The sequence below is a fragment of the Kitasatospora sp. NPDC057500 genome (assembly GCF_042802195.1).
In the GTDB taxonomy this organism is placed as follows: domain Bacteria; phylum Actinomycetota; class Actinomycetes; order Streptomycetales; family Streptomycetaceae; genus Kitasatospora.
On the sequence record NZ_JBHVER010000036.1, the window covers coordinates 23,897 to 49,085 of the forward strand.

The following is a 25,189-nucleotide window of genomic DNA, read 5'->3' on the forward strand; positions in this document are numbered from 1 at the left end:
ACGGGCCCCGGCCGGGCCCGTCGTCACCCCGGTCCCGCGGTGGCGCGCGCGTGCGGCCGCTCCACTCCCTCGTGACCGTTCGAAGGGGTGCATCATGGCGCGCAGGCTCCTGCCGACCCTCCTGTTGTCCCTCACCTCCGTGCTCGCGCTGCTGCCGGCCGCGTCGGCCGCGCCGGTGGAGCCGGGCCCGGCCGCGCCCGCCGCGCCCGCCGCGCCGGTCGTCCCCGTCGGGCCGTCCGCCGCCGATCCGTCCGGGACCGCCGCGTCGGGGGAGCAGGCCTTCCCCTCCGCCGAGGAGATCGAGCGCTCCCGGGCCGAGGCCGACCGGCAGGCCGGCGCGGTCGCCGCCATCGAGGCAGGCCTGACCGCCGCCAAGGCCGAGGTCGACCAGGCCGCCCGGACGGCCGAACAGGCCGTCGAGGCCTACAACGGCGCCCAACTGGCCCTCACCCGGGCCCGCGTCGAGCAGTCCGCCGCCGCCGGCCGGTCCGCCGCCGCCGAGGCCGAGCGGTCCGTGGCCGCCGAGGAGGCCGCCGCCCTGGCCGCCGAAACGTACCGGCAGGGCACCAGCGCCGAACTCTCCGCGATCAACGCCCTGCTCGGCGCGCGAGGCCCGCGCGAGGCCGGGGACCGGGCCGCGGTGGTCGGGGTCGCCAGCGACCGCACCCGGCAGATCCTCGACGCGGCGGTCTCCACGGCCGCCGGAGCGGCGAAGGCGGCCGCCGCCGCGCGCGCCGCGACCGAGGCCGCCGAACGCGCCGCCGCCGCCGTCGGGGCCGCCCGGTCACGCGCCGAGGCCCGGCTGGCGGACCAGCAGAACCAGGTCACGGCCGCCGCACTGCGGCGCGAGCAACTGCTCGCCGAACTGGCCGCCGCCCGCCACACCACCGTGGAGCTGGAACGGCAGCGGCGCGAGGCACTGGAGGCGATCGCCGCCCGGGAGGCCGAGGCCGCCGCCCGCGCGGCAGCCGAGAAGGCGGCGGCCGAGCGCGAGGCGGCGGAGCGGGCCGCCGCCGAACAGGCCGCGGCGGAGCGGGCCGCCCGGGAGGCCGAGGCCAGGGCGGCCGCGGAAGCCGCCGCAGCAGCCGCAGCCGCCGAACGCGCGGCTGCCGAACGGACCGCTGCCGACGCCGCGAAGGCAGCCTCCACCCCGGCGCCCCCGCCGCCGCGTCCCTGGTCGGCCGAGGGCGCGGCGGACGCCATCGCCTTCGCCCGCTCCAAGATCGGCCTGCCCTACGTCTGGGGCGGCGAGGGCCCCGGCGGCTACGACTGCTCGGGGTTGACCATGATGGCCTGGCGCCAGGGCGGCAAGCGCCTCAACCACTTCGCCGCCGACCAGTACGCCCAGTCCACCCCGGTCACCTACCGCCAGCTCCGCCCGGGCGACCTGGTCTTCTGGAGCACCACCGGCCGCGCCGCCGACATCCACCACGTCGGCCTCTACATCGGCGACGACCAGATGATCGAGGCCCCCCGCGCCGGCGTGCCGATCAAGCAGGCTAGCCTCTGGATCATGGGCACCCCGGACTTCTACGCCCGCCCCTGACGAGGCGGCGCCGTGCTGAGGGCCTGGGCTGGACGCCCGGCCTCGCGGCCGGCGCGGAATGGGCGGCGAGTCGGAAGGTCAGGGTGGTCTCTGCTTGCCCCGTTGAGGGCCGGGGCTGGACGCCTGGCCTTGTGGCTGGCGGGGAGTAGCCGATGGGTGGAAGGCCCGGGTGGTCTGCTCGCCCCGTTGAGGGCTGGGGCCGAGCGCCTGGCCTTGTGGCTGGCGGGGAGTAGCCGATGGGTCGGAAGGTCGGGGTGGTCTGCTCGCCGTGTTGGGGGCCGGGGCTGGGTGCCTGGCCATGGGGCTGGTGCGGAGTGTGTGGCGGGCCGGGGCGGTTCGGCGGTTGCCGGGGTGGTTTGGCCGGGCGGTCCGGTCGCCCTGTCACGGGCAGGTGCTTGGCCGACAGGCGCCCCGGACTTCTTTGCCCGCCTCTGACGAGGCGGCGCCGTGCTGAGGGCCGGGGCCGGACATCCGGCCCTCCGGTCGGTGACGAGCGGCGGCTTGGAGAGCCGGGGTGGTCTGCTCGCCGTGTTGGGGGTCGGGGCTGGGTGCCTGGCCATGGGGCTGGTGCGGAGTGTGTGGCGGGCCGGGATGGTTCGGCGGTTGCCGGGGTGGTTTGGCCGGGCGGTCCGGTCGCCCTGTCACGGGCAGGTGCTTGGCCGGCAGGCGCCCCGGACTTCTTTGCCCGTCCCTGACGAGGCGGCGCCGTGCTGAGGGTCGGGGTCGGGGTCGGGGCTGGGCGCCTGGCCCTTCGGTCGGCGCGGAGTGGCCGACGGGTCGGAAGCCGGGGCGGTCCGGCCGGGCGGTTCGCTCGCCGCGTCGTGGGCGGGGGCCGGACGCCCGGTTTCCGGTTGGTGTGGAGTGGCGGCGGGTTGGACGGCCGGGTTGGTCCGGCCCGGGTGGGCTGCTCGCCCTGTTGCGGGTGGGGGCGAATGCCTGGCCCTGCGGTTGGTGCGGAGTGTGTGGCGGGTCGGGACGGTGCGGTCGTCACCGGGTGGTCCGGCTGGGTAGTCCGGTCGCCTGGCACACGCAGGTGCTTCGGACTTCTGCGACCGCCCGTGACGGCGTGGCACCGTACGGCGCCGCCGCCACGGCCGGTGCGGAGTGTGCGGCGGGTCAGCGGGCCGGGTGGTCGGGTCGTCCTGTCGGAGGCGGCATTCGGCGAGCAGATGCCCCCGGTCTTCCGGGCCCGCGCCCGGCCGGGGCCGGAGGCCCGGCCGTCCGGCCGGTGCGGAGCGCGTGCCCGCTCACGGTGTCACCGGCAGGCACTCGGCGAGCAGGCCGAGGATGTCGCGCCAGGCGCGTTCCGCGTGCAGCGGGTGGTGGGCGACGCCCGGGACCACGGGGCGGTCGACCGGTGGGTGGTGGAAGGCGTGCTGGGCGCCGCCGTAGACCACCAGGCGCCAGTCGACGCCGGCGGCCTGCATCTCGGCGGCGAACGCGTCCCGTTGCGCGGGCGGCATGATCGGATCCTCCGACCCCACCCCGGCCCACACCGGGCAGCGGATGTGCGCCGCCTCGCCCGGTCGGCCCGTCGTCAGGGCGTTGACCGTGCCGATCGCCCGCAGGTCCACGCCGGCGCGCCCGAGTTCCAGCGCGATCGCGCCCCCGGTGCCGTAGCCGATGGCGGCGATCCGGTCGGGGTCGGTCCGCGGTTCGTCGAGCAGCACGTCGAGTGCCCCGTGGCCGATGTCCCGCAGCCGTTCGGGGTCGGCGAGCAGGGGCATCGCGCGCGCCAGCATCTCCTCGCGGTCGGTGAACCAGCGCCCGCCGTGGAGGTCGAAGGCCAGGGCCACGTAGCCCAACTCGGCGAGGGCGTCGGCCCGGTGGCGGTGGACGTCGTTCAGGCCCGGCCCCTCGGGCCCGAGCAGGACCGCCGGTCCGCGGCCGGTGCCGACCGGGAGCGCGAGGTGTCCGACCATCGTCAGTCCGTCGGCGGGGTAGCGGACCGTGCGTGTGGTGACCGTCGTCATGGGACCGGACCCTAGTGCGGTTCCGGCCCGTTCGGACCGGACTTCACCGTGGGCGGACAACACGGCCCGGGCCCCGCCTCCGCGGCCGGAATAAATCGGGTGCCGTCGCCGAAATCCCGCCGTACGGTGAGCGAATGGGCAACGAAACGAACGGTGGGTCCCGTGATCCGGGCAGCAGCCGCTTGAAGGAGCAGGGCGACGTCGTCGACGGGATCGAGATCCGGGCGGTCGGCGAGGACGAGGTCGAGGAGTGGGACCGGGCGCTCGCCGTCGGCTTCCTGCGTTCGCACGTCGGCCGGGCGACGGAGTTCCGCCGCCGCCAGTGGGAGCAGGGCCGGATGCTCGGGGCGTTCGACGACGGCCGGATCGTCGCCACCTTCCGCAGCTTCGACGCCGAACTGACCGTCCCCGGTGGCGCGGTGGTGAAGGCCGACGCGATCACCGCCGTCACCGTGACCGCCACCCACCGGCGGCGCGGAATGCTCCGCCGGATGATGACCGGCGACCTCGCGGCCGCCCGGGAGCGCGGCGCCGCCGTCGCCATCCTGGTCGCCGCCGAGTACAACATCTACGGCCGCTACGGCTTCGGCCCCGCCACCCGCGGCCACGGCTGGAACATCGACCTGCTGCGCGCCGGCGGCCTGCGGGCCGATCTGCCCGCCGTGCCCGGCGGGCGGATCGACCTGGTGAGCATGGAGGAGCTGCGCAAGATCGGCCCCGAGCTGTTCGACCGCTGGCGGGTCACCCAGCCCGGCGCGATCGACCGCGACGAGCTGACCTGGCAGCGCCACACCGGCGAGATCGAGGTCCCCGGCTTCGACTGGAAGGAGCCCTTCGCCGCCGTCCACCGGGACGCCGAGGGAACCCCCACCGGTCTGGCCGTCTACAAGATCGACGACACCTGGGACGGCTCCTACCCGAACTGCACGCTCACCGTCCACGACCTCTTCGCGCTCGACCGGCCCACGGCCACCGCGCTGTGGCGCTACCTGTTCTCGGTCGACTGGGTGCGCAAGGTCACGGTCGAGAACGTCGGCCCGGACGACCCGCTGCCGATGCTGCTCAACGAGCCGCGCGCCGCCACCCCGCACGCCGAGAACGCCGACTTCATGTGGCTGCGGGTGCTGGACGTCGAGGCCGCCTTCAACGCCCGGACGTACGGAGCGCCCGGCCGCGTGGTGCTGGACGTCGAGGACCGGGACGGCTACGCCGCGGGCCGCTGGGCGATCGAGGTCGCCGCGGACGGCACCGGCCGCTGCGTGCGGACCACCGACGAGGCCGACCTGGCGCTGGACGCCTCGGCGCTCGGCGCGCTCTACCTGGCCGGCGAGACGCTGCCCAGGCTCGCGGTGGCCAACCGGGTCACCGAGCTTCGTCCGGGCGCGGCGGCCGCCGCGGACCTGCTGCTGCGCACACCGCTGCTGGCCTGGAACATCGACGGATTCTGACCGGCCCTCACCCCCGGCCCGCGCGGTCGGGGGTGTCCGCTGCCGGTGCCGCTACTTCACGGCGGTCTTGCCGATGGTGGGCAGGATGAAGTCCTGGATGAGGCCCTTGGCGTCGCGCACGATCGGCCGGAACACCCGGTAGCGCGACAGGTTGATCACCCGGGCCGCCATGGGGGTCGAGCGCCGCACGAACTCCCGGGTCCGCTCGGTGTCCTCGGTCCGGTCGAAGACCCAGTAGAGCACCACGACCATGAGGTGCAGCCACAGCACGTCAGGCAGCAGTTCGACCAGTTCGGCGTCCAGTTTCGGCGCCAGCTCGGAACCCTGCAGCACCTCGCGGAACAGCTCGACCGCCGTCGCCCGGGCCGGGTGGGACTCGTTGGAGAACGGGCTCAGCGAACTGCTCGGGTCGGCGGCGGTGCGGAAGAACTGCGCCGCGAACTCGTGGTACGGGGCGGCCGTGTCGAGCCAGGAGGTCAGCGCGATCTCCAGCCGTTCGGCGAAGTCCCGGGTGTGCGCCATGCGGTTCCTGGCGTCCGCCGCGTGGTCGTACGTCATGCGGTCGTAGAACCCCTGGATCAGGAATTCCTTGGCCGAGAAGTAGTAGTAGGCGTTTCCGACCGAGACGCCCGCCTCGGTGGCGATGGCGCGCATGGTGGTCTTCTCGTAGCCGCGCTCCTGGAAGAGCCGCATCGCGGTCTCCAGGATCAGGGCCCGGGTCTGCTCGCTCTTGTCGGTCTTCGGCTGCGCGCGGCTGCCGCGCGTCTCGGCGGGGCTCGCGGCGCCCCCGTCGGTGCCGGTGCCGCCGGTGCTGTCGTTCGCCGCGCTCGTGCCGTTCGTCGCTGCCAGGTCGTCCACGGCCCCGAGCCTAGCCCGATCGGGTCAGTCCCAGCCGGTGTCGGCGCGTGCGGCACCGGATGCCCCCTCCGCATCCGGTGCCGACGCCGTCCCCGGGCTGATTTCGAACGCGTTCAAAGTCATGGCCTGACTCTAAGTCATGACTTGAACGCGTTCAAGCGCGGATGGGATGCTGGACCCATGAGCACCGTGATAAGGCAGGGCACCGCCCGGGACGCCGAGGCCGTCGCCGAACTGCACTCCGCCAGCTGGCGCACCGCGTACGCCGGCCTCGTCCCCGACGAGGCCCTCGGCGACGGGCTGGCCGCCGAACGGCGCGAGATCTGGGAGCTGCGGCTCGCCGCCGACTACGGCGGTCCGGAGACGACCCCGGAGCTGCTGATCGCCGAGCGGGACGGGGACGTCGTCGGGTTCGCCTACGTCGTCCCGCAGTGGGACGGCCGGATCCTGCTCGACAACCTGCACGTCCGCCCCGGACTGACCGGCGGCGGCATCGGCCGCAAGCTCGTGGACGCGGCCCGGAGGCACACGGCCCGCCGCCACCCCGGGACCGACCTCTACCTGGAGGTCCTGCAGGCCAACACCCGGGCGGTCGCCTTCTACGAGCGCGAGGGGGCCTGTCGCACGGACGCGCGTGCGGGCGTCTTCCCGGGCGGCCACACGCTGCCCGAGTACGAGTACACCTGGCCGGCCTCCGAGCTCGCCCGTCACTGGTCGTAGACGGTCACCGGCACCCCCCGTCCGGTCAGCCGGGTCGTCACCAGCGGCTCCACCGAGCTCCAGCGCCCGCCCGCCAGCCCGCACCCGATCCGCGGCATGTGCACGGAGGCGCCCAGGTCGAGCGCGTGCCCGCCCAGGGTCGCCAGCGCGGCGTCGATCGCCTCGTAGCGCACCGGCGGCCCGGAGGAGCGGCCGGTGCGGATGCCCCGCTGGCCGACCATGTTGGCCACCCAGAGGTACTCCTCGACCCGCACCAGTTGCACGGCGCCCAGCCCGAAGTCGTTCGACGCCCGCTCCCGGTGCCACCGCCGGTACGCCGCCTCCGGTTCGCTCCAGCGCTGCGAGAGCGCGACCACGAACCCCTTCCCCCACCCGCCGAGGTCGTTGCAGACGTGCGCGATCACCTTCGCCCCCCTCCCCTGGGGTGCCGTGGCATCGCCCCGGACGTACGTGATGGTGCTCGTCTCCGCCATGGCCCGAACGCTAGCGCGCACCACTGACAGTGCGTTCGGGGCCGTCCGCCCGGACGCCCAGGTGGCGGCGGCCCGCGAGGGCGATCAGCAGGGCGAGCGCCGCCGCCACCGCCGGGATCCAGTAGCCCGCGCCGGGGCCCGCGTGCTCGGCCAGGGTGCCGGCCAGCGCCGAGCCGCCCGAGATGCCGACCAGGATGCCGGACACCGCGATCGCCATGCCCTCGTTCAACTGCCGCCGGGGCAGCAGCTCCTGGAGCAGCGTCATGCCGGTGACCATGGTCGGCGCGGTGCCCGTCCCGGCCGCGAACAGCGCCGCGCCGAGCAGTGCGAGCCCCGCGCCGCCCAGCCCGGCGGCCAGCGGCAGGAGCAGCAGCCCCGCCATCGCCGCGACGCCCCGCAGGAAGCGGGCGCCCGCCGGCCCGCCCGGCCGGAGCGTCCCGAACACCAGCCCGGCCACGCAGGACCCGGCCGCCACCAGGGCCAGCAGCACGCCCGCGACAGGTCGGCGCCCCAGCGCGTCCGCGTAGGCGACGGTGGTCAGGTCGAGCGCGCCGAAGATCATGCCGGTGCTGAGGAAGGTCAGCGTCAGCACCCGCAGTCCCGGTACCCGGAGCGGTGAGCCGTGCCGCCCGCCGGCCGGGCGGGCGGCGGGCGGCGGCTCGGTGCGGCGCTGGGCCGCGAAGAGCAGCGCGCCGACCGCGCCGAGCCCGCCGGCGGTGAGCAGTCCGGCCTCCGGCGCGATCGTCGTGCACAGCACCATGCCGAGCACCGGCCCGGCCATGAAGCAGAGTTCGTCCAGCGCCTGCTCGAAGGAGTTGGCGAGGTGCAGGTCGTCGGGTTCGTCCCGGAGCAGGTGCGCCCAGCGGGCCCGGGCCATGCCGCCGAGGTTCGGCGCCGCCGCGCCGGCCGCCCAGCACGGGTACAGCGTCCAGTCCGGCGCTCCGGCGCGGACGCAGAGCAGTAGCGCCGAGAGCGGCACCACGTTGTAGAGCACCGCCGGGACGGTGACCCGTGCCTGTCCGAACCGGTCGACCAGCCGGCCGATCAGCGGCATGCCGACCGCCCCGGTGACCAGGCCGGCCGCCCCGACCGCACCCGCCAGCGCGTACGAGCCGCGCCGTTCGGCGAGCAGCACCACCAGCGAGACGCCGGTCATCGACATCGAGAGCCGGCCGAGCAGCCCGGCCAGGGTGAAGGCGGCGGTGCCGGGCCGGGCGAACAGGCGTCGGTACGGGGTGAGCACGGGACTCCGCGGGGAGAGGGGGAGGGGAGGGGAGGGGAAGGCCCCCAGCCTCGGGCCGCCGGCCGGGCGCGGTCCAACACCTGTTCCGCCGCATTGACAACAGCGTGTTGTCAATCACCTCGGATCCTCCGGCCCGGGCTCGTTGCTAGCCTGCCGCCATGCCCCGTGACCTGCATCCCCGCCTGCTCCGCGGTTTCGTCGCGACCGCCGAGACGCTGCACTTCGGGCGGGCCGCCGAGCGCCTGCACGTGGCCCAGCAGGCGCTCAGCCGGGACGTCCGGACGCTGGAACGGCTGCTCGGCGACGCGCTGTTCACCCGCACCACCCGCTGCGTCGAACTCACCGCCGCCGGCCACGGGTTGCTGCCCAGGGCGCGCCGGCTGCTGGCGCTGCACGACGAGATCCTGGCCGGCGCCGGGCACCGCCCGCTGCTGCTCGACCTCAACAGCGACGTCACCGGCCCGGACCTCACCAGCGACCGGCTGCTCCAACGGGCCCGCGCCGCCTGGCCGGAGGGGGAGATCCTGGCCCGCTTCCACGGCGGTCTGGCGGCGGCCGCCGGTGAGCTGCTCGCCCACCGCCTGGACGTCTCGTTCGGCCGCTTCGCCGGGCTGGCCGCCGGAGCGCGCTCCCAACTCGCCCAGCGGCCGGTCCGGTTGGAGCGGGTGTCGGTGATGATGGCGGCCGGCCACCCGCTCGCCGGGCGGCCGGTCCTGCGGGTGGCAGAGCTGGCCGGCCACCCGGTGGACGTCTGTGCGGGCAATCCGGCCACCACCGAGTGGGCCGACCTCGGTCTGCGGCTGCTGCACGAGCACGGTCTGACGCCGGCCCCGCCGCGCGTCCCGCCGGTGGGGGTGGACGAGACGGCCCGCTACCTGGCCCGGCACGGCGATCCGATGCTGACCACGGCCGGCGGCCCGGTGCTGCCGGGCTCGGTGAACGTGCCGCTGGTGGAGCCGGTGCCGCTCAGCCTGGTGAGCCTGGTGCACCGCCCGGATCTGCGGCATCCCGGGCTGACCGCGCTGCTGGCCGCGGCCGCCGAACTGGGTGCGCGCGAGGAGTGGCTGCGCCGCCCGGCGGGCGGCTGGCTCCCGGCGCCGGACGCGGCGCTGCTGGCGTCCTGGACAACCCGCCGGGCGGCCGAGTGAAGATGGTGCACGAACCTGTCCCGGATCAGGAATCACCGGGTAGCGGACGGTTGTTCGGGCCGTATGCGACCCCGCCCCTGCCGCTCGGGGGTCGGCAGGGGCGGGGTGGGTGCGGGCGCGCGGCCGGTGGGGGAAACCGGCGGTCGCGCGCCCGCGGTCGGCGAGGGCCCGTGGGGCCCGTTGTCGCGGTCGGCCGGGTCAGGCCGCCTTCACGGCGGAGATGTCGAAGGTGAGCTTCACCTTCTCGCCGATCAGCACGCCGCCGGTCTCCAGCGCCGCGTTGTAGGTCAGGCCCCACTCGGTGCGGTCCAGGACGGCCTTGCCCTCGAAGCCGACCCGGTCCACGCCGTACGCGTCCACCGCGGCACCCGTGTAGTCGAGGTCCAGGACGATCGGGCGGGTGACGTCCTTGATGGTGAGGTCGCCGGTCATCCGGTAGGAGTCGTCGCGCACGCGCTCGGCGGAGACGCTGCGGAAGCTCATCTCGGGGAAGGTCTCGGCGGCGAAGAAGTCACCGGTGCGCAGGTGCTCGTCGCGCTGGGCCTGGTTGGTGTCGATGCTGCCGACCTTGATCACCAGCTCGGCGCTGGAGTTGGCCGGCGTGGCGCCGTCCAGGTGCAGCTTGCCGTCGTACTCGGTGAAGCGGCCCTTGACGTTGGTGACCATCGCGTGGCGGACGGAGAAGCCGATCTCGCTGTGGGTGGCGTCGATGGTCCAGTCGCCGGAGAGGTGGCCGAGGTCCGGGCCCTCGGTGGCGGTGACGGCGGTGGTGGTCGCGGTGGCGGCGTTCTTGTTGCGGTTGAAAAGGCCCATGGCTCCTCCTCGGGTTCGAAGCCATTTGTTTAGGCTTCAACTTGTTGGCTCCACTGTAGCTCGAGTTCGTTCAAAGTTCAACCACTGTGGTGGGGGGCCCGTCGATATGGTCGGATCCGGTTCGGCCGCCCGGCTTGACCCTCGACCCGGTCGAGGCCCGAGAGTCCCTGGCATGGAGAGCGACCTGCGCAGCATCGGAGAGCTGGCCCGCGACAGCGGTCTGAGCGTGAGCGCCCTGCGCTTCTACGACGGGGCCGACGTGCTCGCCCCCGCCCGGGTCGACCCGCGCACCGGCTACCGCTGGTACGCGCCCGAGCAGCTCGCCGAGGCCCGGCTGCTCGCCCGGCTGCGCCGGGTGGGCCTGCCGCTGGCCGGCATCCGGGCCGTACTCGGCGCGGACCCCGGCAGCGGCGCCGCGCACCGGGTGCTCGACGCGCACCTGCGCCGACTGGAGGACGGCCTCGCCGACGCGCGCCGGGAGCTCTCCCTGATCCGCCGACTGATCGACCAGAGGGAGAACCCGATGAACACCGCCCCCGCCGAGCACCGCTTCACCGTCCCCGCCCCTGCGCTGGCCGAGGCCCTGGACGCGGTCCGCTTCGCCGTCGGCAGCGACCCCGAACTGCCGGTCCTGTCCGGCGTGCTGTTCGACCTGGACGGCGGCCTGCTGCGGCTGGTCGCCACCGACCGCTACCGGATGGCCCTCGCCGAGGTCCCCGTCGACGCCCCCGGCGGCGCCGCCTCCGCCGCCGCGATCGTGCCGGCCGCGCTGGCCGGCGCCCTCCGTGCGCTGCTCGGCCCCGCCGCCGGACCGGTGGAGCTGGTGTTCGACGGCGGGGTGGTGCGCATCGCGGTGGACGGCCACCGGATCGAGGGTGCCGCGCTCGACCACGACTACCCCGACTACCGCGCACTGGTCCGGCTGGACCCCGTCCACCGGGTCGGACTGCCCGCCGCCGACCTGCGCGAGGCGCTCGCCTCCGCCCCGACCCGGAGCCTCCCCTCCGGCCCGGACGGCGCCGACTGCGAGGTCGCCGTGCTGGCCGTCGACGACGCCGGCCGCCTCACCCTCGTCGCCCCGGACGCCGACGCGGACATCGGCGCCGGTGCCGGCGCGCCGGCCCCGGGCGCCCTCCGGGTGGCGGTCAACCGCGACTTCCTCCTGGAGGCCCTCCCGGCCGGCGCCCCGGGCCAGCTGGTCCTCGAACTCGGCGGCCCGGTCGCCCCGCTCGCCATCCGCACCCCCGGTCGGCCCGGCACCTTCTCCGTCCTGATGCCGGTCCGCCTCCCGGCCGCCTGATCCGCCCCTCCCCGGGCTGGTTGCTGGTGCTAGCAATGCGCTTGCAAATGCAAGCAGCCTGGGGCAGGGTGGTCCCATGGCCTCCCTGAACGTCGGCTCGCTGGGCGAGTACATCCGCGAACAGCGGCGCAGTGCGCAGTACTCGCTGCGGCAGCTGGCGGAGGCCGCCGGCGTGTCCAACCCCTACCTCAGCCAGATCGAGCGAGGGTTGCGCAAGCCGAGCGCGGAGATCCTGCAGCAGATCGCCAAGGCGCTGCGGATCTCGGCGGAGACGCTCTACGTCCAGGCCGGGATCCTGGAGGAACGGCGCGGTGAGGGCCTGGAACTGCGGGCCTCGATCCTGGCCGACCCACTGATCAACGAGCAGCAGAAGCAGGCGCTGCTCGCGGTCTACGACGCCTTCCTCAAGGAGAACGCCGCCGGGGGACCGCCCGGCGCGGACGAGGGTGCGGACGGGAGCGCGGACGAGCCCGAGGGCAAGGCACCCTAGACACCACGGGAGGACCGGCCGTGCCGATCACGGACGAGATCAAGAAGACCCTGACGGACCCCACCCCGCTGTACGCCCTCGCCGGCGCCGGGGAGCTCGCCTACGAGAAGCTGCGGGAGGTGCCGGGCAGGGTCGAGGCGCTCGCGGCGGACCGCAGGGGCGCCCAGGAGAAGGCCACCGCCCGGCTGGCCGAGGCCCAGGCCCGGCTGGTCGAGGCGCAGTCCAAGGTCACCGACACGGTCACCGCGCTGCCGGCCGACCTCAAGGTGCTCCAGGAGAAGGCGCAGACCTTCGCGCTCCAGCAGGTCGGCCGCGCCGTCGAGCTGGCGGTGAAGGCCAAGGAGACCTACGACGGGCTGGCCGAGCGCGGCAAGGTCGCGGTCGACCGCGGGCGCGGCGCCGAGGCCGGTGCGGACGCCGCGGTCGCCGAGCGGGTCGACCCGGAGGCCGCCGAGGGCGAGCCGGTCGAGGGCGAGCTGGTCGAGGACGAGGCGCCCGCCGCCCCGAAGCGTGGCCGGTCCCGCAGGAGCGCGGAGTAGGACCCGCGCAGCCCGGGGCGCATCGGGCGCCGCCGGGTCGTTGACGCCGTGGCGGACGCCCCGCCGTGCCAGGATGGACGGACGGGGTGCCGCAGCGAGACGAGGAGGCCGTGATGGGCGGAGTGGCCCAGATCCTGTTCCTGGACTACCTGAATCCGTTCTGGTGGCTGGCCGTCGCCATCCTGGGCTACAAACTGTTCGCGCTGATCGACGCCGCCACCCGGCCGGAGGACGCCTACCGGGCGGCCGACAAGAAGACCAAGGGCTTCTGGCTGGCGGTCCTCGGCATCGCGTTCGGGCTGGACCTGCTGTTCGGCGCGAACTTCCTGACCAGCTTCCTCACCCTGGCGGGCCTGGTCGCCGCGATCGTCTACGTGGTCGACGTCCGCCCGGCGATCCGGGCGCTGACCAACCGGGGCGGCGGCCGGGGAGACCAGCGCAACGCGGGGCCGTACGGGCCCTGGTGACGGCGGAGCGCGGAGCCCCGGCGTCCGGCGGGTCCACCCGCGCGGACGCCGGGGTCCGTCGTTCCCGGCGCCGGGTCAGCCCAGGAGCAGCCGGGCCGGATTGCGCTCCAGCAGCAGCACCGCGACGTCGTCCGTCAGCGCGCCGCCGTTCAGCTCCTCGACCTCGGCGATCGCGCTGTCGACCAGCCGGCCCCGGGTGAGCCCGGCGGACTGGTGGTCACCGATGAGGTCGGCGAGGCCGTCCTGGCCGAGGCGGCGGGAGCCGGCGCCGATCCGGCCCTCGATCAGGCCGTCGGTGTACAGCAGCAGCCGCCAGCCGGGGCGCAACTCGAAGCGGTGGGCGGGCCAGACGGCCTGGCCGTCGTCGCAGGGGAGCAGGCCGAGCGCGGGGCCGGCGTGGTCGGCGGGCAGGCCGATCGGGGTGTGGTCCTCGCCGAGCAGCAGCGGCGGCGGGTGGCCGGCCAGGTGGATCCGGGCCTGTTCGGGGGCCTCCGGGGCGGCGGTGCCGCCGGGCTCGATGCTCAGCATGCAGAGCGTCGCGAAGATCTCGTCGCTGCGCCGTTCGTGTTCCAGCACGTGCTGGAGGGTGGTCAGCAGGGTCTCGCCGGTGAGGCCGGCGAAGACCAGGGTCCGCCACGCTATCCGCAGCGCCACGCCGAGGGCGGCCTCGTCGGGGCCGTGGCCGCAGACGTCGCCGATCACCACGTGGACGGTGCCGTCCTCGGTGCGGACCGCGTCGTAGAAGTCGCCGCCGAGCAGGGCGCGGCGGCGGCCCGGGCGGTAGCGGCGGGTGAAGGAGAGGTTCGCGCCGTCGAGCAGCGGGGTGGGCAGCAGGTGGCGCTGCAACCGGGCGTTCTCCTGGCCGCGCAGTTCGGCCTCGACGAGTCGGCGCTGCGACTCGTCGGCGCGCTTGCGCTCGACGGCGTAGCGCAGGGCGCGGGCCAGCAGCGGGCCGTCCGTCTCGTTCTTGACCAGGAAGTCCTGGGCGCCGGCGGCCACGGCGGCCGCGCCGAGTTCGGCGCCGGCGGCGTCGGTGAGGACCACGACGGCGGTGTGCGGGGCCCGGCGGAGCAGTTCGTGCAGCCCCTCCAGGCCGTCCGAGGGGTCGGAGGGGTGCGGCAGGTCGGCGGGGGCGGCGAGGTCGAGCAGGACGCAGCTGAAGTCGCCGCGGGCGAGGTCGGGGTGGCGCCGGCCGCGCCGGGAGCCGGACGAGGCGGGGGCGAGCAGGGCGAAGGCCTGGTCGAGGCCGCGGGTCCAGTGGATCTCGATCGGGGCGCCGCTGTCGGCCACCGCGGCCCTGAGCAGCTGGGCGTCGGTGGCGTCGTCCTCGATCACCAGCAGCCGGAGCGGCGCGGTGGTGGCGGACACGGGCACGGGGGCGGCCGGGCCGTTGGACGCGGCGTCCGACCGGGGGTGGGGTATCGGCGCGGCCGTGGCGGCCGGGCCGGACGGCTGCCGGCGGGCACCGTGCCGGGCGTCCGGCGGGTCCGCGGCACCAGGCGCCCGCCCGTCTCCCGTTGCGGGCATCGGCTGATCCTCCCTTTCCCCGCATGCGTAACGGCCGGCGTCCGTCCGCAGTGCCCGCTTGGCACCCTGCGTCGGGGAACTTCTCGCGACCATAACGTGATCTCCGGGGATTTCTCTGACCGACCGGCACCGTTGTGGCTATCGCCACGCCGGTGGCGGTGTGTTGGATGGGCGGGGACGCGGGCGGAGGCCCGCCCCGGCGGGTGCCGGGGCGGACGTGGAGAGGGGTATCGGCATGGTGACGCGCATCACCCTGGTCGAGGGTGACATCACGGCGCAGCAGGTGGACGTCGTCGTGAACGCGGCGAACTCCTCCCTGCTGGGCGGCGGCGGTGTGGACGGTGCGATCCACCGGCGGGGCGGGCCGCGGATCCTGGCGGAGTGCCGCGCGCTGCGGGCTTCGAGGTACGGGCGGGGGCTGCCCACCGGGCAGGCGGTGGCGACCACGGCCGGCGACCTGCCGGCCCGTTGGGTGGTGCACACCGTGGGGCCGGTCTACCTGGAGGACGAGTACGAGGAGCGGGCGGGGCTGCTGGCCTCCTGCTACCGCGAGTCGCTCCGGGTGGCGGCGGAGCTGGGCGCGCGCACGGTGGCCTTCCCGGCCGTGTCGGCCGGGATCTTCGGGTGGCCGCCGGCGGATGCGGCCAGGATCGCGCTCGGCACCGTCGCGGCGGTGACGGCGGAGCCGGGGAGCGGACCGGGGGAGGTGCGGTTCGTGCTGTTCGGGCCGGAGATGTACGGGGTGTTCGAGGGTGTCGGGCGGGAGCTGGGGCTGACGGGCCGGGGGTGAGCCGCCGGTCGGGTCCCATGGTGGCGTGACGAGGCGTCAACACGCCAGAGATATTCGATAACTCGTTCGAGTGAAACCGCGGACTCGATCGCCGCCGCCCGGCCGGACGCAGCAGCCCGGCTACGGGGCGAGCGCGGCCCAGGGCAGGGTGACCTCGCCCTGCCGCCACCGCCCGCGCGCGTCCACCAGCGGCCACGCCCCGGCCAGCGAGGTGCAGGCCGCCACCCAGCGCTGCCGGGCGCCGAACGCCCCGTACGGCGCGGCCGCCGCCCAGGCGCGGTCGAAGTCGCGCAGGAAGGCGTGCACCGGCCGCCCCGGCACGTTGTGGTGGATCAGCGCCTTCGGCAGCCGTTCGGCCAGGTCGGACGGCCGGTCGAGGCCGCCCAGCCGGGCCGCGAAGGTCACCGTGCGCGGCCCCTCCGGGCCGAGCGCCACCCAGACGTGCCGACGGCCGATCTCGTCGCAGGTGCCCTCGACCAGCAGCCCGTCGGGGGCCAGCCGGCCGCACAGCCGCTCCCAGACCCCGGCCACCGCCGACTCGTCGTACTGCCGCAGCACATTGGCGGCCCGGATCAGCAGGGCGGGCGCGCCGCCGTCCAGCGGCACCTCGAAGCCGCCGCGCCGGAAGGTCAGCAGCGGCGGCACCGCGTGGGGCAGCGCCGCGGCCACCCGGGCCGGTTCGATCTCGATCCCGACCACCCGGACGTCCGGCCGCACCGACCGCAGCCGTGCGGACAGCTCGACGGCCGTCCACGGCGCGGCGCCGTACCCGAGGTCGACGGCGACCGGCGGGCGGCCGGCGGAACGCAGCGCGGGTCCGAGCGCGTGGGCGATCCAGCGGTCCATCCGGCGCAGCCGGTTGGTGTTGGTGGTCCCCCGGGTGACGGTGCCCACCGGCCGCCCGGCCCGTCCGCGGGCGGGCGCGGTCACGGTGTCGGGGGAGGAGGCGGCCATGCCCCACAGGGTACGGGGCCCGCCGCGGCCGCCGGCGGCGTGGCCCATCTCATGCCGGGGCCCGGGAATGCCGGCCGACGATCGCGTGGTTGGCAGACTGATGGTGATGTGTGCCCGGACGGGGCGCGGCAGGCCGGCGCGCCGCAGCGGGCGCCGCGGGCGTGCGGCGCGCGGGCGGTGGCGCACGCACCGGAAGCAGGCAGAACAGCAGGCAGCAGGCAAGCAGGGCTGCTGAGGCGGGAAGTACACGAGGAGGCTTCAGCCAGGTGATCCAGCACCCCGTCCGTTCGGTACGCCGTGCCCAGCCGGCCGCGCCCGCGCGCGGCCGGCTCCAGTCGCTCGTCCAGGGCGGCCGGCGCCGCCCGCGCCGGATAGCCATGCTCAGCGTCCACACCTCCCCGCTGCACCAGCCGGGGACGGGCGACGCCGGCGGCATGAACGTCTACATCGTGGAGCTGGCCAAGCGGCTGGCCGAGCTCAACATCGAGGTCGAGGTGTTCACCCGGGCGATCTGCTCGGACGACGCGCCCACCGTGGAGCTGGCCCCGGGCGTGCTGGTCCGGCACGTCACGGCGGGCCCGTACGAGGGGCTGCTGAAGGAGGACCTGCCGGCCCAGCTGTGCGCCTTCACCCACGGCGTGCTCCGCACCGAGGCCGGCCACCGGCCCGGCCACTACGACCTGGTCCACTCGCACTACTGGCTCTCCGGCCAGGTCGGCTGGCTGGCCGCCCAGCGCTGGGGCGTGCCGCTGGTGCACACCATGCACACCATGGCGAAGGTGAAGAACGCGGCGCTGGCCGACGGCGACACCCCCGAGCCGCCGGTCCGGGTGATCGGCGAGACCCAGGTGGTGGAGGCGGCCGACCGGCTGATCGCCAACACCACCGAGGAGGCCGCCGAGCTGGCCCGGTTCTACGCGGCGCGCCCGGACCAGCTGGCCGTCGTCCACCCGGGCGTCAACCTGGACGTGTTCCGCCCGGCGGCACCGGGTGCCGCGGAGGCCCGCCGGGCCGCCCGTGCCCGGCTCGGGCTGCCCGCCGACGCCGCGGTACTGCTGTTCGCCGGCCGCATCCAGCCGCTGAAGGCGCCGGACGTGCTGCTGCGCGCGGTCGCGGTGCTGCTGGAGCGGCGCCCGGAACTGCGCGAGCGGCTGGTGGTGCCGGTGGTCGGCGGCCCCTCCGGCACCGGGCTGGCCAGGCCGGAGAGCCTGCACAAGCTGGCCGCCCAGCTGGGCATCGGCGACGTGGTGCGGTTCCACCCGCCGGTGGGCCAGGAGCTGCTCGCCGAGTGGTACCGGGCCGCGACGGCGCTGGTGATGCCCTCGTACAGCGAGTCGTTCGGGCTGGTCGCGCTGGAGGCACAGGCCTGCGGCACGCCGGTGGTGGCGGCCGCGGTCGGCGGCCTGCCGGTCGCCGTCCGGGACGGCGGGACGGGCACCCTGGTCGACGGCCACGACCCGGTGGACTGGTCGTACGCGCTGGAGCCGTACGTCACCGACCCGGCGCTGGTGGCCCGGCGCGGCGCCGCGGCGGCCCGGCACGCGGCCGGGTTCGGCTGGGACACCGCCGCCGCGACCACCGCCGAGGTGTACGCCGGCAGCCTGGTCCGGTCGCTCGGCCGACTGGCCGGGGCGCGCCAGCGGCGCGGCTGACCGTGCGCGGCGGTCGCGGCCGGCGCACTGCTGCGCACGGGCGTACCGCCGAGTAACGTCACCCCCATGGCAATCCGCACCAAGGACGAGGCCCTGACCCTCCTGCGCACCGCCCTGGACGGGGCCGGGGTGGCCTGGGAGCCGGCCCCCACCGACCCGTACACCCTGGTGGCGGCCCTCCCGGGCACCCGGAAGCTGAGCACCACCTGCGCGCTGCGGGTCGGTGACCACACCCTGTCGGTGAACGCCTTCGTGGTCCGCCGCCCGGACGAGAACCACGAGGCGGTCTACCGCTGGCTGCTGGAGCGCAACACCCGGCTCTACGGCGTGGCGTACGCGGTGGACCGGTTGGGGGACGTCTACCTGGCGGGCCGGCTGCCGCTGGAGGCGCTGACCCCGGACGCCGTGGACCGGCTGCTGGGCACGGTGCTGGAGAACGCCGACGAGCCGTTCAACACGCTGCTGGAGCTGGGTTTCGCCACCGCGATCCGGCGGGAGTGGGAGTGGCGGACCAAGCGGGGGGAGTCGACCCGCAACCTGGCCGCCTTCGCCCACCTCGCCGGCCCGGCCGCCGAGCCGCCTGCCTCCGGGCCGCCTGCCGCCGGGTAGCCGGAGGGGGCGTCAGCCGCCCGTCGTGGCGGCCCGCTCCGGTTCGGCGGCCGGCGCCGTGCCCGGGGCCGCCGCCACGGTCGCCGACTTCGCCAGCGCCGCCCCCGGCCGCCGGCCGAGCAGGACGTACCCGCCGGCGGCCACCGTGCCGAGCACCGCGCACGCCCCCCACATCACCCCGCTGCCGGCCCGCTCCAGCAGCACCCCGCCCGCCGCCGGGCCGAGGAACGAGGCGAGCGACCAGGAGAGCGAGTAGACGCCCTGGTAGCGGCCGCGCGCCCGGGCCGGCGACAGCTCGGCGACCAGGCCCATCATGGTCGGAGCGTTCAGGATCTCGCCGAGCGTCCAGACCGCCACGGTGAACGCGTAGAACCAGGCCGAGGAGCCGGCCAGCGCGGTCAGCCCGAAGCCCCAGCCGATGAACAGCGCGCTGGCGACCAGCAGGGCCGTCCGGTCCCGGCCCTCCATCCACCGGGTGACCGGGATCTGCAGCACCACGATGAGCAGGCCGTTGAGCCCGATCACCAGGCCGTACTGGGCGGAGCTGATGCCGGACCGGCCCATGTCGACGGCCAGCGTGGTGGAGCCCTGCTGGGCGACCAGGGCGAGCAGCAGGTTGAGCACCACCACCGCCATGAAACGGGCGTCCCGGAACACCGCGAGGAGGCCGATCGCCGGCGGGGCCGCCGGTCCGCCCGGAACCGCTTCCGGCGCGTCCGGCCTGGTCTCGGGTATCCGCACGAAGATGACCACCGCGCAGACCACCGTGGAGAGCGCGTCCAGCAGGAAGAGCGTCAGGTAGCCGTGGGTGGCGATCAGTCCGGCGGCCGCCGCGGAGAGGCCGAAGCCGATGTTGATCGCCCAGTAGTTCAGCGCGAAGGCGCGCACCCGGTCCTCGGCGGGCACGATGTCCGCGATGATCGCCGAGGTGGCCGGCCGGGTCGCGTTGTTGCAGAAGCCGACCAGGAAGGCGACCGCCGCGATGGTCGCCTGACCGTCGCTGAAGCCGAGCAGCGCGGTGAACAGGGCGGTGCCGAGCTGGGCGGCGACCAGGGTCGGCCGCCGTCCGATCCGGTCGGCCAGCACCCCGGCGACGACGGAGGCGATCGCCGAGCCCAGGCCGAACAGTGAGGCCACCAGACCCGCGTACGAGGCCGAGTAGCCCCGCTCGGTGGTGAGGTAGAGCGCCAGGAAGGTGACCACGAACGCGCCCAGCTTGTTGATGAGCGTGCTGGTCCAGAGCCACCAGAACTGGCGGGGGAGCCCGCTCACCGCCTCGGCGACGGCTCCGGAGGCGCGGGTGGACAGGGACCGGTCGGGCATGTGGGGGCTCCCGGGGCAGGCGGACGTCCGCTGAGCCGCACGGGCAGGACCGCTCAGCGTGAGGGTAAGAGTCTCTAACGCGGAGCACACCTTACATGCCGGGCGAGGTCCCCACCAGGGGGTTTTCCGGGCTCCACTAAGCTGGGGGCCATGGCTGACACGACGTACCGACTCATCCTGCTCCGCCACGGCGAGAGCCAGTGGAACCAGAAGAACCTGTTCACCGGTTGGGTCGACGTCGACCTCAACGAGAAGGGCGAGAAGGAGGCCGCGCGCGGTGGCGAGCTGCTCGCCGCCGAGGGCTTCCTCCCGGACGTGCTGCACACCTCGCTGCTGCGCCGCGCGATCCGCACCTCGCAGATCGCCCTGGACAAGGCCGACCGCCACTGGATCCCGGTCAGCCGCAGCTGGCGCCTGAACGAGCGGCACTACGGCGCGCTCCAGGGCAAGGACAAGGCCCAGACCCTGGCCGAGTTCGGCGAGGAGCAGTTCCAGCTCTGGCGCCGCTCGTACGACACCCCGCCGCCGGTGCTGGCCGACGACGCCGAGTACTCGCAGGCCGGCGACGCCCGCTACGCCGAGATCCCGAGCGAGCTGCGTCCGCGCACCGAGTGCCTGAAGGACGTCGTCGACCGGATGCTGCCGTACTGGTACGACGCCATCGTCCCGGACCTCGCCGCCGGCCGGACCGTCCTGGTCACCGCCCACGGCAACAGCCTGCGCGCGCTGGTCAAGCACCTCGACGGCATCTCCGACGCCGACATCGCCGGCCTCAACATCCCGACCGGCATCCCGCTGGTCTACGAGCTGGACGCCGACTTCAAGCCGGTCGTCAAGGGCGGCCGCTACCTCGACGCCGACGCCGCCGCCGCCGCGATCGAGGCGGTCAAGAACCAGGGCAAGAAGTAAGCCGCACCGCCCGTCGAGGGCCCCGTTCCCCGTTCCGGGGGAACGGGGCCTTTCGCTTCCAACTCACCTGCGGCCGAAGCGAGTTCGGTGTGCCGCAAAAATGGTTCAGACCATTGACGGCTCCGGTGGCGGCTCCTACCGTGTGAGCACCGACCCGGCGCAGGCATGCCCAGCCCCCACGCGCGCGTGTCCGCGCCCGGCGCACTCTCCATCCACCCCCACGGAGGAGCACCATGCGCACACGTCATGTCGTCGGAGCCGTGATCGCCGCCCTCGCGGTGCCGGTCGCGGTCGCCTTTCCGGCGCAGTCGCACGGCTACATCACCACCCCGCCCAGCCGGGCCGCGCTCTGCGGCGCGGGCACGGTGACCAACTGCGGCGCGATCCGCTGGGAGCCGCAGAGCGTCGAGGGGCCCAAGGGCTTCCCGACCAGAGGCCCGGCCGACGGCGCCATCTGCGCCGGCGGCAACAGCCGGTTCGCCGAGCTGGACGACCCGCGCGGCGGCGCCTGGCCGGCCACGGCCGTCTCGGCGGGCCAGCGGCTGACCTTCACCTGGCGGTTCACCGCCCGGCACGCCACGTCGGGCTTCCGGTACTACCTGACCAAGCCCGGCTACGACGCCACGCAGAAGGTCACCCGGGCCAACCTGGAGCTGACCCCGTTCCTGAACGTCCCCTACAACGGCACCCAGGTTCCCAGCACGCTCAGCCACACCGCGACCCTGCCGTCCGGGCGGACCGGCCACCACGTGGTCGTCGCGGTCTGGGACGTCGCGGACACCGCCAACGCCTTCTACTCCTGCTCGGACGTCACGTTCTGACGCCCGGCCCGTCCGGCGGCACCACCGCCGGGCGGGCGCACACCCAACGGACCCCGTCGGCGCTCCGGCGGTGAGGAGGCCGGGGTGCGCGGCCGTCTCCCACGGCAGCCGTGCACCCCGGAGCTCCGCGGTGGCACCGGGGGCAGGTCGGGCGGACGGTTCTCAGCGGCCGCAGCAGCCGCCGTCGACGCCGCCGCACTGGCAGGGCGCGCCGGACTGGCAGCCGCAGCCGCAGCCCGGTCCGCAACCGCAGCCGGCCGCGAGGACGGGCAGCAGCCGCGGGGCGGGTGGTGCGATGGTCTCGGGAGCCGATGCCGGGCCGGTCGGGTTTGCCTTCATCGCGCGGACCCCTCCTTCTGACGGGCACGCCTCGGTGCCCACGGCTTCGAGTGAAACCGCCGACCGGAGGGAGCGTCAACGGGCGCGCAGTGGTGGGGAGTCCGGTCACCCGTGCTCCCCCACCACCCCCGGCCAGGGGTTTACTCACCCCTGGGAAGGAACGCCGTCCGACGACGAGAGGCGGCCGGATGTCACTCCGCCTCGGCGGCGGCCTCGGTCGCCGCGACGAACTCCTCCACGTGCTCGCCGGTCACCAGGTACACCACGCGCTTGGCCACCGAGACCGCGTGGTCGGCGAACCGCTCGTAGTAGCGGCCGACCAGGGTGACGTCCACCGCTGTCTCGATGCCGTGGTGCCAGCGCTCGTCGATGAGGTGCGCGAACAGCTCGCGGTGCAGCGCGTCGATCGCGTCGTCGTCCTGCTCCAGTTCCAGCGCCTTGTCGACGTCCTTGGTGGCGATCACCAGGCCGGCCTTGGCGACCAGGCGCTGGGCGAGCTGCCCCAGCTCCAGGACCGTCGAGTGCAGGTCGCTGGGGACGGCCGACTCGGGGTAGCGCAGCCGCGCGACCTTGGCGACGTGCTGGGCGAGGTCGCCGCAGCGCTCCAGGTCGGCGCTCATCCGCAGCGAGGTGACGACGATGCGCAGGTCGGTGGCGACCGGCTGCTGACGGGCGAGCAGGTCGATCGCCCGGTTCTCCAGCTCGTGGTGCAGGTCGTTGATCTTCTCGTCGGCGGCGATCACGCTCTCCGCCAGCGCCAGGTCCGCGTCGAGGAGCGCGGTGGTGGCCCGGCCGAGTGCCGAACCGACCAGCCGGGCCATCTCGACCAGGCTGTCGCCGATCGAGTCGAGTTCCTCGTGGTACGCGTCGCGCATTTTCTCTCCTCAGTAGCTGTGTCGGTGGCGGTGCCGACCGGCCGTCCGGTACGACGGTCCGACCGGCGTACGGACGGCCGCTGCTGGTGGCGCGCATCGTACGCGCACACCCGGGGCGGCGGGCGGCCATTCGGCCGGGCCGCTCCTCCCACACGGGCTCCGGCGCCCACTCTGGGCCGTCCGGGCGACCACGCACGACCCGTTCAGTGAATCGGCGGCTACCTGAAGGTGAATTCTCGGCAACGCGTGGCCGATCCCTTGATCGAGCCCTTGGGGAGCGCCCGCACCGTGCGCTTAGGCTGGCCGTATGGACGTGAACGTGGCCGCCGCCGCTGCCTGCGCCATAGCCGGGCTCGGCGTCGGCCTCACGGCCTCGATCGCCTTCCGTTGGAGCGAGCGCGAGCAGGCCAGGGGCAGGTACGGCGGAACCAATCGGAACCAGGGCCGTACCCAGGGCCTGGGCCCCGCGCAGGAACCCCCGCTGCCGCCGGGGGTCGACACGGTCCTCTCCGTGCTGCGGTCCTGCGCGATCGTGCTCGGCGAGGCCGACGACGTGGTCAAGGCGAGCTCGGCCGCGTACGCGATGGGCCTGGTGCGCGGCGGCGCGGTCGCCGTCGACCAGCTGCTCGCGCTGGCCCGCTCCACCCGCCGGGACGGCGAGATCCGCCAGCTGGAGCTGGAGCTGCCCCGCCCGGGCGCGGCGCGCGCCGCCGAACCGCTCGCGGTCTCGGCCCGGGTCGCCCCGCTGGGCTCCCGGCTGGTCCTGGTGCTGGTCGAGGACCAGACCGAGCGCCGCCGGGTGGAGGCCGTGCGCCGCGACTTCGTCGCCAACGTCAGCCATGAGCTCAAGACCCCGGTCGGTGCGCTCTCGCTGCTCTCCGAGGCGGTCGCGGACGCGGCCGACGACCCGGAGGCGGTGCAGCGCTTCGCCGGCCGGATGCAGATCGAGGCGACCAGGCTGGCCAGCCTGGTCCAGGAGATCATCGACCTCTCCCGGGTCCAGGACGACCGGCTGATGGTCGACCCGGAGCCGGTCGCGGTGGACGAGCTGATCGCCGAGGCGATCGACCGCTGCCGCCAGCAGGCCGCCGCCAAGCAGATCCTCATCGCGGCCGGCGGCATCGCCGGCCTCTACCTGCACGGCAACCGCGGCCAGCTCGCCGCCGCGCTCGGCAACCTCGTCGAGAACGCCGTCAACTACAGCCCGCCCCGCACCAGGGTCGCGATCGCCACCCGCCGGATATCCAGCGCCGCCGCGCTGGGCGAGGCCGACGGCGAGCTGATCGAGATCTCGGTGACCGACCAGGGCATCGGCATCTCCGAGAAGGACCGCGAGCGGGTCTTCGAACGCTTCTACCGGGTCGACCCCGCACGCTCCCGGCAGACCGGCGGCACCGGCCTCGGCCTCTCCATCGTCAAGCACGTGGCCGCCTCGCACGGCGGCACCGTGTCGGTGTGGAGCGTCGAGGGCCAGGGCTCCACCTTCACCGTCCGCCTGCCCGCCGGGCAGGCCCCCGTGGACCGGCCCCGTGCGGGGGAGTCCGCGGAACCCCTGTCAGAAACAACCCCACAGCTTGCCCCGGAGGCCTGATCGTGACCCGAGTACTGGTGGTCGAGGACGAGGAGTCGTTCAGCGACGCCCTGTCGTACATGCTCCGCAAGGAGGGCTTCGAGGTGGCCATCGCCGCCACCGGCCCCGACGCGCTGGAGCAGTTCGAACGCAACGGTGCCGACCTCGTCCTGCTCGACCTGATGCTGCCGGGGCTGCCCGGCACCGAGGTCTGCCGCCAGCTGCGGGTCCGCTCCAACGTGCCGGTGATCATGGTCACCGCCAAGGACAGCGAGATCGACAAGGTGGTCGGTCTGGAGATAGGCGCGGACGACTACGTCACCAAGCCGTACTCCACCCGTGAGCTGGTCGCCCGGATCCGTGCGGTGCTGCGCCGCCGCGGCGAGAACGAGGGCCCCGGCGACGGCGGCGGCCCGGGCGCCCTGGAGGCGGGCCCGGTCCGGATGGACGTCGACCGGCACGTGGTGACCGTGGACGGCGCCAAGGTCGACCTGCCGCTCAAGGAGTTCGACCTGCTGGAGATGCTGCTGCGCAACGCCGGCCGGGTGCTCACCCGGATGCAGCTGATCGACCGGGTCTGGGGCGCGGACTACGTCGGCGACACCAAGACGCTGGACGTCCACGTCAAGCGGCTGCGGGCGAAGATCGAGCCGGACCCGGGCGCGCCGCGCTACCTGGTCACGGTTCGCGGCCTCGGCTACAAGTTCGAGCCGTAAACCGCCGTGCCGCCGCCCTGACCCCTGGCCCAAGGGGGAGGGCAGACGAAAGGGCCCCGTCCGCTCCTGCGGACGGGGCCCTTCGC

25 protein-coding genes are annotated in these 25,189 nt (G+C 74.8%); 15 read left to right on the forward strand and 10 right to left on the reverse strand.

The features are described from left to right. The first annotated feature begins 94 nt into the window (after positions 1-94). A complete protein-coding gene (locus ACFU74_RS11040) occupies positions 95-1,546 on the forward strand; it encodes a C40 family peptidase (RefSeq protein WP_380755067.1) in 1,452 nt (483 codons plus the stop codon). 1,247 nt (positions 1,547-2,793) lie between these two features. On the opposite strand, the gene ACFU74_RS11045 is transcribed toward ACFU74_RS11040, so the two are convergent. After that, positions 2,794-3,519, reverse strand: coding sequence for a dienelactone hydrolase family protein (locus tag ACFU74_RS11045; RefSeq protein WP_380755070.1), 726 nt, complete (start codon positions 3,517-3,519; stop codon positions 2,794-2,796). A gap of 134 nt (positions 3,520-3,653) precedes the next feature. On the opposite strand from ACFU74_RS11045, the gene ACFU74_RS11050 reads away from it, so the two are divergent. Further along, positions 3,654-4,967 (forward strand): GNAT family N-acetyltransferase, encoded by a 1,314-nt coding sequence (locus tag ACFU74_RS11050; RefSeq protein ID WP_380755073.1) that lies wholly within the window; start codon positions 3,654-3,656, stop codon positions 4,965-4,967. Between the two features lie 51 nt (positions 4,968-5,018). Here the strand turns inward: ACFU74_RS11050 and ACFU74_RS11055 are convergent, their stop codons facing one another. After that, positions 5,019-5,825, reverse strand: coding sequence for a TetR family transcriptional regulator (locus ACFU74_RS11055; RefSeq protein ID WP_380755076.1), 807 nt, complete (start codon positions 5,823-5,825; stop codon positions 5,019-5,021). Positions 5,826-6,005: 180 nt separating this feature from the next. Between ACFU74_RS11055 and ACFU74_RS11060 the strand changes: the two genes are divergently transcribed. Beyond that, a complete protein-coding gene (locus tag ACFU74_RS11060; RefSeq protein ID WP_380755079.1) occupies positions 6,006-6,545 on the forward strand; it encodes a GNAT family N-acetyltransferase in 540 nt (179 codons plus the stop codon). Here ACFU74_RS11060 and ACFU74_RS11065 read toward each other — a convergent pair. Together ACFU74_RS11065 and ACFU74_RS11070 are read right to left on the reverse strand one after the other, a co-directional pair. After that, entirely contained in the window at positions 6,533-7,018 is a 486-nt protein-coding gene (locus tag ACFU74_RS11065; protein ID WP_380755082.1) for a macro domain-containing protein, read from the reverse strand. The genes ACFU74_RS11060 and ACFU74_RS11065 overlap by 13 nt on opposite strands. Before the next feature lie 10 nt (positions 7,019-7,028). Then, positions 7,029-8,261 (reverse strand): MFS transporter, encoded by a 1,233-nt coding sequence (locus tag ACFU74_RS11070; RefSeq protein ID WP_380755085.1) that lies wholly within the window; start codon positions 8,259-8,261, stop codon positions 7,029-7,031. A 158-nt stretch (positions 8,262-8,419) separates the two neighbouring features. Here ACFU74_RS11070 and ACFU74_RS11075 point away from each other — a divergent pair, with 158 nt between their 5' ends. Then, on the forward strand, positions 8,420-9,409 hold the full coding sequence (locus ACFU74_RS11075; RefSeq protein ID WP_380755088.1) for a LysR family transcriptional regulator: 990 nt from the start codon (positions 8,420-8,422) through the stop codon (positions 9,407-9,409). A 198-nt stretch (positions 9,410-9,607) separates the two neighbouring features. Here ACFU74_RS11075 and ACFU74_RS11080 read toward each other — a convergent pair whose 3' ends face one another. Continuing rightward, positions 9,608-10,222 (reverse strand): YceI family protein, encoded by a 615-nt coding sequence (locus tag ACFU74_RS11080; RefSeq protein WP_380755091.1) that lies wholly within the window; start codon positions 10,220-10,222, stop codon positions 9,608-9,610. Positions 10,223-10,394: 172 nt separating this feature from the next. Here ACFU74_RS11080 and ACFU74_RS11085 point away from each other — a divergent pair, with 172 nt between their 5' ends. From ACFU74_RS11085 to ACFU74_RS11100, 4 genes are all read left to right on the forward strand, one after another. Beyond that, positions 10,395-11,522, forward strand: a complete 1,128-nt coding sequence (locus tag ACFU74_RS11085) for a MerR family transcriptional regulator (protein ID WP_380755093.1) — start codon at positions 10,395-10,397, stop codon at positions 11,520-11,522. A gap of 76 nt (positions 11,523-11,598) precedes the next feature. Further along, a complete protein-coding gene (locus tag ACFU74_RS11090) occupies positions 11,599-12,012 on the forward strand; it encodes a helix-turn-helix domain-containing protein (RefSeq protein ID WP_380755096.1) in 414 nt (137 codons plus the stop codon). 20 nt (positions 12,013-12,032) lie between these two features. After that, positions 12,033-12,551 carry a hypothetical protein gene (locus tag ACFU74_RS11095; protein ID WP_380755099.1) on the forward strand — a complete coding sequence of 173 codons (519 nt, stop codon included), beginning with the start codon at positions 12,033-12,035 and terminating at the stop codon, positions 12,549-12,551. 113 nt (positions 12,552-12,664) lie between these two features. Beyond that, on the forward strand, positions 12,665-13,018 hold the full coding sequence (locus tag ACFU74_RS11100) for a DUF2516 family protein (protein WP_380755128.1): 354 nt from the start codon (positions 12,665-12,667) through the stop codon (positions 13,016-13,018). Positions 13,019-13,093: 75 nt separating this feature from the next. Here the strand turns inward: ACFU74_RS11100 and ACFU74_RS11105 are convergent, their stop codons facing one another. Further along, positions 13,094-14,545, reverse strand: a complete 1,452-nt coding sequence (locus ACFU74_RS11105) for a PP2C family protein-serine/threonine phosphatase (RefSeq protein WP_380755102.1) — start codon at positions 14,543-14,545, stop codon at positions 13,094-13,096. A 238-nt stretch (positions 14,546-14,783) separates the two neighbouring features. Here ACFU74_RS11105 and ACFU74_RS11110 point away from each other — a divergent pair, with 238 nt between their 5' ends. Further along, complete coding sequence (locus tag ACFU74_RS11110) at positions 14,784-15,335, forward strand: O-acetyl-ADP-ribose deacetylase (protein ID WP_380755131.1); 552 nt, start codon at positions 14,784-14,786, stop codon at positions 15,333-15,335. A 120-nt stretch (positions 15,336-15,455) separates the two neighbouring features. On the opposite strand, the gene ACFU74_RS11115 is transcribed toward ACFU74_RS11110, so the two are convergent. Further along, on the reverse strand, positions 15,456-16,289 hold the full coding sequence (locus tag ACFU74_RS11115; RefSeq protein WP_380755105.1) for a class I SAM-dependent methyltransferase: 834 nt from the start codon (positions 16,287-16,289) through the stop codon (positions 15,456-15,458). A gap of 269 nt (positions 16,290-16,558) precedes the next feature. Here ACFU74_RS11115 and mshA point away from each other — a divergent pair, with 269 nt between their 5' ends. Both mshA and ACFU74_RS11125 read left to right on the forward strand, forming a co-directional pair. After that, positions 16,559-17,941 carry a D-inositol-3-phosphate glycosyltransferase gene (gene mshA, locus ACFU74_RS11120; RefSeq protein WP_380755134.1) on the forward strand — a complete coding sequence of 461 codons (1,383 nt, stop codon included), beginning with the start codon at positions 16,559-16,561 and terminating at the stop codon, positions 17,939-17,941. Positions 17,942-18,007: 66 nt separating this feature from the next. Further along, a complete protein-coding gene (locus tag ACFU74_RS11125; protein WP_380755107.1) occupies positions 18,008-18,550 on the forward strand; it encodes a YbjN domain-containing protein in 543 nt (180 codons plus the stop codon). A 12-nt stretch (positions 18,551-18,562) separates the two neighbouring features. Here ACFU74_RS11125 and ACFU74_RS11130 read toward each other — a convergent pair whose 3' ends face one another. After that, positions 18,563-19,873 carry an MDR family MFS transporter gene (locus ACFU74_RS11130; RefSeq protein ID WP_380755110.1) on the reverse strand — a complete coding sequence of 437 codons (1,311 nt, stop codon included), beginning with the start codon at positions 19,871-19,873 and terminating at the stop codon, positions 18,563-18,565. 150 nt (positions 19,874-20,023) lie between these two features. Here ACFU74_RS11130 and ACFU74_RS11135 point away from each other — a divergent pair, with 150 nt between their 5' ends. After that, on the forward strand, positions 20,024-20,782 hold the full coding sequence (locus ACFU74_RS11135; RefSeq protein ID WP_380755113.1) for a phosphoglyceromutase: 759 nt from the start codon (positions 20,024-20,026) through the stop codon (positions 20,780-20,782). A 233-nt stretch (positions 20,783-21,015) separates the two neighbouring features. Beyond that, on the forward strand, positions 21,016-21,603 hold the full coding sequence (locus ACFU74_RS11140; protein ID WP_380755116.1) for a lytic polysaccharide monooxygenase: 588 nt from the start codon (positions 21,016-21,018) through the stop codon (positions 21,601-21,603). Positions 21,604-21,765: 162 nt separating this feature from the next. On the opposite strand, the gene ACFU74_RS11145 is transcribed toward ACFU74_RS11140, so the two are convergent. Continuing rightward, positions 21,766-21,942 (reverse strand): hypothetical protein, encoded by a 177-nt coding sequence (locus ACFU74_RS11145; RefSeq protein WP_380755119.1) that lies wholly within the window; start codon positions 21,940-21,942, stop codon positions 21,766-21,768. A gap of 191 nt (positions 21,943-22,133) precedes the next feature. Then, positions 22,134-22,817, reverse strand: coding sequence for a phosphate signaling complex protein PhoU (gene phoU / locus ACFU74_RS11150; RefSeq protein ID WP_380755122.1), 684 nt, complete (start codon positions 22,815-22,817; stop codon positions 22,134-22,136). Positions 22,818-23,124: 307 nt separating this feature from the next. Here phoU and ACFU74_RS11155 point away from each other — a divergent pair, with 307 nt between their 5' ends. Both ACFU74_RS11155 and ACFU74_RS11160 read left to right on the forward strand, forming a co-directional pair. Beyond that, entirely contained in the window at positions 23,125-24,408 is a 1,284-nt protein-coding gene (locus ACFU74_RS11155) for a sensor histidine kinase (protein ID WP_380755125.1), read from the forward strand. 2 nt (positions 24,409-24,410) lie between these two features. After that, a complete protein-coding gene (locus ACFU74_RS11160; protein ID WP_030305055.1) occupies positions 24,411-25,103 on the forward strand; it encodes a response regulator transcription factor in 693 nt (230 codons plus the stop codon). Positions 25,104-25,189: the final 86 nt, after the last annotated feature.

Excerpts from the sequence above, each read along its gene's own strand:
- ACFU74_RS11115 (WP_380755105.1), bottom strand. The coding sequence starts at position 16,289 with ATGGCCGCCTCCTCCCCCGACACCGTGACCGCGCCCGCCCGCGGACGG.
- ACFU74_RS11140 (WP_380755116.1), top strand. The coding sequence starts at position 21,016 with ATGCGCACACGTCATGTCGTCGGAGCCGTGATCGCCGCCCTCGCGGTG.
- ACFU74_RS11065 (WP_380755082.1), bottom strand. The coding sequence starts at position 7,018 with ATGGCGGAGACGAGCACCATCACGTACGTCCGGGGCGATGCCACGGCA.
- ACFU74_RS11090 (WP_380755096.1), top strand. The coding sequence starts at position 11,599 with ATGGCCTCCCTGAACGTCGGCTCGCTGGGCGAGTACATCCGCGAACAG.
- ACFU74_RS11060 (WP_380755079.1), top strand. The coding sequence starts at position 6,006 with ATGAGCACCGTGATAAGGCAGGGCACCGCCCGGGACGCCGAGGCCGTC.
- ACFU74_RS11080 (WP_380755091.1), bottom strand. The coding sequence starts at position 10,222 with ATGGGCCTTTTCAACCGCAACAAGAACGCCGCCACCGCGACCACCACC.
- ACFU74_RS11155 (WP_380755125.1), top strand. The coding sequence starts at position 23,125 with ATGGACGTGAACGTGGCCGCCGCCGCTGCCTGCGCCATAGCCGGGCTC.
- ACFU74_RS11075 (WP_380755088.1), top strand. The coding sequence starts at position 8,420 with ATGCCCCGTGACCTGCATCCCCGCCTGCTCCGCGGTTTCGTCGCGACC.
- ACFU74_RS11145 (WP_380755119.1), bottom strand. The coding sequence starts at position 21,942 with ATGAAGGCAAACCCGACCGGCCCGGCATCGGCTCCCGAGACCATCGCA.
- ACFU74_RS11130 (WP_380755110.1), bottom strand. The coding sequence starts at position 19,873 with ATGCCCGACCGGTCCCTGTCCACCCGCGCCTCCGGAGCCGTCGCCGAG.
- phoU (WP_380755122.1), bottom strand. The coding sequence starts at position 22,817 with ATGCGCGACGCGTACCACGAGGAACTCGACTCGATCGGCGACAGCCTG.
- ACFU74_RS11050 (WP_380755073.1), top strand. The coding sequence starts at position 3,654 with ATGGGCAACGAAACGAACGGTGGGTCCCGTGATCCGGGCAGCAGCCGC.
- ACFU74_RS11125 (WP_380755107.1), top strand. The coding sequence starts at position 18,008 with ATGGCAATCCGCACCAAGGACGAGGCCCTGACCCTCCTGCGCACCGCC.
- ACFU74_RS11045 (WP_380755070.1), bottom strand. The coding sequence starts at position 3,519 with ATGACGACGGTCACCACACGCACGGTCCGCTACCCCGCCGACGGACTG.
- ACFU74_RS11085 (WP_380755093.1), top strand. The coding sequence starts at position 10,395 with ATGGAGAGCGACCTGCGCAGCATCGGAGAGCTGGCCCGCGACAGCGGT.
- ACFU74_RS11135 (WP_380755113.1), top strand. The coding sequence starts at position 20,024 with ATGGCTGACACGACGTACCGACTCATCCTGCTCCGCCACGGCGAGAGC.
- ACFU74_RS11040 (WP_380755067.1), top strand. The coding sequence starts at position 95 with ATGGCGCGCAGGCTCCTGCCGACCCTCCTGTTGTCCCTCACCTCCGTG.
- ACFU74_RS11100 (WP_380755128.1), top strand. The coding sequence starts at position 12,665 with ATGGGCGGAGTGGCCCAGATCCTGTTCCTGGACTACCTGAATCCGTTC.
- ACFU74_RS11105 (WP_380755102.1), bottom strand. The coding sequence starts at position 14,545 with ATGCCCGCAACGGGAGACGGGCGGGCGCCTGGTGCCGCGGACCCGCCG.